Annotated in this window: 5 protein-coding genes and 1 pseudogene; 4 read left to right on the forward strand and 2 right to left on the reverse strand. The window is 59.7% G+C overall.

All coding sequences use genetic code 11. From position 1 onward, the window contains the following. The 3 genes from B4F73_RS06815 to B4F73_RS06825 form a co-directional block, all read left to right on the forward strand. The coding region (locus B4F73_RS06815) for an FAD-binding protein (RefSeq protein ID WP_290482834.1) at positions 1–1,050 on the forward strand (1,050 nt) is incomplete at its 5' end. Between the two features lie 20 nt (positions 1,051–1,070). Further along, positions 1,071–1,853: a succinate dehydrogenase iron-sulfur subunit gene (locus B4F73_RS06820; protein ID WP_034814804.1), complete on the forward strand. Its 783-nt coding sequence runs from the start codon at positions 1,071–1,073 to the stop codon at positions 1,851–1,853. A 56-nt stretch (positions 1,854–1,909) separates the two neighbouring features. Then, entirely contained in the window at positions 1,910–2,533 is a 624-nt protein-coding gene (locus B4F73_RS06825) for an RDD family protein (RefSeq protein WP_290480138.1), read from the forward strand. 9 nt (positions 2,534–2,542) lie between these two features. Here the strand turns inward: B4F73_RS06825 and B4F73_RS06830 are convergent, their stop codons facing one another. Then, complete coding sequence (locus tag B4F73_RS06830; protein WP_290480139.1) at positions 2,543–3,127, reverse strand: GNAT family N-acetyltransferase; 585 nt, start codon at positions 3,125–3,127, stop codon at positions 2,543–2,545. A 60-nt stretch (positions 3,128–3,187) separates the two neighbouring features. Between B4F73_RS06830 and B4F73_RS06835 the strand changes: the two genes are divergently transcribed. Then, positions 3,188–3,349 (forward strand): hypothetical protein, encoded by a 162-nt coding sequence (locus tag B4F73_RS06835; protein WP_290480140.1) that lies wholly within the window; start codon positions 3,188–3,190, stop codon positions 3,347–3,349. Here B4F73_RS06835 and B4F73_RS06840 read toward each other — a convergent pair. Further along, a pseudogene (locus B4F73_RS06840) lies at positions 3,336–4,289 on the reverse strand (cell division protein FtsH); the annotation flags it as partial. The gene B4F73_RS06835 and the pseudogene B4F73_RS06840 sit on opposite strands and share 14 nt — an antisense overlap.

Here is a 4,289-nt window from a genome sequence, read left to right on the forward strand (position 1 = left end):
ACCGGTATCTACGGCTCCGGCTGCCTGATCACTGAAGGCTCGCGCGGCGAAGGCGGTTACCTGACCAATTCCGAAGGTGAGCGCTTCATGGAGCGCTATGCTCCGTCAGCAAAAGACCTCGCGTCTCGCGACGTGGTCTCCCGTGCCATGACCATGGAAATCCGCGAAGGCCGCGGTGTCGGTGCGGAGAAGGATCATATCCACCTCCATCTCGAGCATCTCGGCGCGGAAGTCCTGGCGGCCCGCCTGCCGGGCATCTCCGAGACGGCGAAAATCTTTGCTGGCGTGGACGTCACGAAAGAGCCGATCCCGGTGCTTCCGACCGTTCACTACAATATGGGCGGCATCCCGACCAATTATCACGGCGAAGTACTGACCAAGAAGAATGGCGACCCGGATTCGGTTGTGCCTGGCCTGATGGCCGTCGGCGAAGCGGCCTGTGTCTCCGTGCACGGCGCCAACCGCCTCGGCTCCAACTCGCTGATCGACCTTGTCGTGTTCGGCCGCGCTGCGGGCCAGCGCTGTGGCGCCACCACGGAAGCGGGCGCAACCCAGCCGGAATTGCCGAAGGGCGCAACCGACAGCCACCTCGCGCGCCTTGACCGCCTGCGCAACGCAACGGGCGACCAACCCGTCGCAGCCCTCCGCCTCGAAATGCAAAAGGGCATGCAGAACAATTGTGCTGTCTTCCGCACCGGCGATGTCCTGAAGGACGGCGTCGATGCCATCGAGGAAGTCTACAAGAAAGCGCCCGGGATCGACGTGAAGGACCGCGGCATGGTCTGGAATACGGATCTTGTTGAAGCCCTCGAGTTCGACAATTTGATCGCGCAGGCTGCTGTCACCGTGAACTCTGCAGCCAACCGTCAGGAAAGCCGCGGCGCGCACGCTCGCGAAGACTTCTCGGAGCGCAACGACGAAACGTGGATGAAACACACGCTGGCTTGGTGCGATGAGGCCGGCAAGGTCACGATCGACTATCGCGAAGTGCACAATTACACGCTTTCAAACGAAATCAGCTACATCGAGCCCAAGGCCCGGGTTTACTAGGACATCAAGGCGAGCACGACATGGTTCAACTTACTCTCCCCAAAGGCTCCGCGCCCAAAAAGGGCAAGACCTGGCCGAAGCCGCAAGGCGCGACCAATCTCCGCCAGTTCCGGATCTATCGCTACAGCCCGGAAGAGGGCGGTAATCCACGCTGGGACACCTATTGGGTGGACATGGATCGCGCCGGCACGATGATCCTGGACGTGTTGTTCTACATCAAGAACAATGTCGACCCGACGCTGGCCTTCCGCCGCTCCTGCCGTGAAGGCGTCTGCGGCTCCTGCGCCATGAACATTGCCGGCCAGAACACGATTGCCTGCACCAAGGGCTTCGACGAACTGCCGGGCGGCGTCATCACGATTGCGCCCCTGCCCTCGCAGCCGGTGGTGAAAGACCTGATCCCGGACCTGACCAGCTTCTATGCCCAGCATGCCTATGTGCAGCCATACCTGAAGACGGTTACGCCAGACCCCGAAAAGGAATGGAAGCAGTCCGAGGAAGACCGTGAAGAGCTGAACGGCCTTTACGAATGTATCCTTTGTGCCTCCTGCACGACCTCCTGCCCGTCCTACTGGTGGAATGGCGACAAGTATCTGGGGCCAGCGGCCCTGCTACAGGCCTATCGCTGGCTGATCGACAGCCGCGATGAAGCAACCGGCGAGCGCCTCGACGACCTTGAGGACCCGTTCAAGCTGTATCGTTGCCACACGATCATGAACTGTGCACAGGTCTGCCCGAAAGGCCTGAATCCGGCCAAGGCGATTGCCAAGATCAAGCACATGATGGTCGAACGGGTTTCCTGATCCGCGAATCCAAATTAGCCTCCATCCCGGGTTGATCCGGATGGGGGCTTTTTTATATGTCGACTTCACCTGACATTGATGTCTTTGGCGAGGCGCCGGAGGGTGAGCGCCCCCGCATTGACCTGGCAGCCGAGCACAAACCCCGCATCTGGGCTCGCTTCCTGGCCAAATGGATCGATTTCTACCTCTGCCTGATCCCCTCTTTCGCGATCATGATGGGGCTTATCTTCATCTACGGCTTTGTGGCGACCCTGCTGGCATGGCCGATGGATGAGGCTTTCTTCGACGGCTATATCTTCGTGGGCGTCTTTCTCGTGCTTCACGCACTGACCTTCACTGTGCTTGAGGCATTCTGCGTTTCCCAATTGGGAAATACGCCCGGCAAGGCCCTGATGGGCATCAGAATACGGAACATTATTGGAAGCCGGCTGTCCTTCCGGTCCAGCCTGAAGCGTTCAGCCCTGGCGATGCTTGCCGGCATGGGGCTCGGTATTCCATTGATCAGCCTGATCACCCATATCATATGCGCCCGAACGCTGAGCGAAGATGGTCATGTATTTTGGGACCGTGTCGACAGTCTTCAATACCTGACCCAAACAGTCGGTGCCTGGCGTTGGATTTTCGCCCTCGTCATCTACATCGTCTGCCGGGCCCTCGAACTTGCCATGAACTATCTGTGAGGCAAGCACTTACCCGTTTGTGCTGAAAACAGCTCGCAAGCCTTCCGGCTTTTCCATATGCTTGAGCTGGTCGATCAGGTCATCCACTTCGAACTCCCACACCGTCGTCGGCGGCAACGGTCGAATTACCTTGCCCCCGAGCGCCTTGAAGAGGCTGTTGGCCTTTCGATTTTCTGGCAGGGTTTCAGCCTCCAGCGTGGTGATGCCCTGCGCGCGGCAGGATAGCGCCACCGACGCAATCAATAGGCGGGACAGGCCATGCGCCTGGTACTGGTCCAGTACACCAAGCGCGAGTTCGGCACGCTTGCTGTCCGGCTCTGCGCGAATGGCATGGGCCGCTGCCATGAGTGGTGTGTCGTCTTCGCTGGCGTCGAGAATGCCCCATGCAATATGAGCCTTGCCATCCGCATTTGCGAGACTGTGGACAACCGCATCGGGCACAGGATTGGCGCCGCTGAAAAAGCGCAAATAGCGCGACTCCGGCGACATGGATCGGAATATTTGCTGGAAGCGTGGCTCGTCATCCAGGCCGACGGGCCTCAACAGGATTTCGTGTCCGGTGTCGAGCGACACGTGAAGGGGCGCATTGCACATGAAGCCTGCCAGCCTCCGCTTTGTTTCTCGTCGCGCAAGGCCCGCGAAGAGGGGTGCGCAATGGCAGAACCCGTCGACAAGAAGAACGTTCCTGACTCGTTGGATAACGGTAGTGTTCAGCAGGCGAAAGGCAAGCCATTGTATAAAAGCAAAAAAAGCGCGGCCGAACTGACCGCGCTTTTCAAACTTTTTGCTGGGACCCCAGCGATCAGGCCGGATTAGGCTCCGGATCGCCAAGGCCGCCATCGCCCTTGGGCTTGCGGCGTTTGCCAATCACCGGCACCGCCGAGCCCGGCGTCGTGTCATCATCGCCCAGATCAGGACGCGATGGTGGATTGCCTTTGAGCAAAGCCGAAATCTCGTCACCCGTCAGGGTTTCATATTCCAGGAGACCGGTTGCAATCGCCTCCCAATCCTTCCGGCACTCGGTCATGATCCGGCGAGCATCATCCATGCCGGTCTGGATCAGCGTACGTACTTCTTCCTCGATCTTCCGCGAGGTCTCTTCCGAGACATGCGAGGATTGCATCAGCTGCTGGCCGAGGAAAACGTCGCCCTGGTCATCGCCATAATCAACTGGGCCGACCGCGTCGGCAAAGCCCCAGCGGGTGACCATGGCGCGTGCAAGGCGTGTCGCCTGCTGAATGTCAGAGGCTGCACCAGCGGTGACATTGTCTTCGCCGAATTTCAGCTCTTCGGCCACGCGCCCGCCCATCATGATCGCGAGACGCGAAGTCATCTCGATCTTGGACATGGACAGCTTGTCGTCTTCCGGCAACTGCATGACCATGCCCAGCGCACGGCCCCGCGGAATGATCGTGGCTTTGTGGACGGGATCTGCAGCCGGCACTTTCAGCGCCACGACGGCATGACCAGCTTCGTGCCAGGCTGTCAGTTCTTTTTCCTTTTCGGACATCACCATGGAGCGACGCTCTGGTCCCATCAGGACCTTGTCCTTGGCATCCTCGAATTCCTGCATGGCGACAACCCGCTTGCCGCGACGCGCCGCCAGCAGGGCCGCCTCGTTCACGAGGTTGGCAAGGTCTGCCCCGGAAAAGCCCGGCGTGCCGCGCGCAATCGTCCGCGCCTCGACATCCTTGGCCAAGGGTACATTGCGCATATGAACGCGCAGGATTTTCTCACGACCGATGATGTCAGGATT

Source organism: Hyphomonas sp. UBA3601 (genome assembly GCF_002375605.1).
Taxonomy (GTDB): Bacteria; Pseudomonadota; Alphaproteobacteria; order Caulobacterales; family Hyphomonadaceae; genus Hyphomonas.